General features: G+C 76.2%; 1 pseudogene. It reads right to left on the minus strand.

Annotated features, from left to right (window positions below):
- Positions 1-231 (minus strand): annotated as a pseudogene (locus KVT14_RS21770) (radical SAM protein); the annotation flags it as partial.

Genomic DNA, 231 nt, shown 5'->3' on the forward strand with positions numbered 1-231 from the left:
CACGCCCCCCCCGCCCTCCCCCCCGGCCACCGCCAGCAGGGGGATGTCCCGGCGCAGCAGGGTGCCCTGGGTGAGCAGCGACATCGGGGTGTCCGAGTGTGCGAGGGCGCCGATGATCCCCGGCAGCAGCGCGTACCGGCCCTCGGCCCGCTGGTCCGGGTCGGTGTTGGACCCGAGAGCGTCGTGCTCGTGCGTCCAGGACGGGCGGCGCAGCTCCGCGGTCAGCACGTC

It is taken from the genome of Cellulomonas sp. GbtcB1, assembly GCF_019091725.1.
In the GTDB taxonomy this organism is placed as follows: domain Bacteria; phylum Actinomycetota; class Actinomycetes; order Actinomycetales; family Cellulomonadaceae; genus Cellulomonas.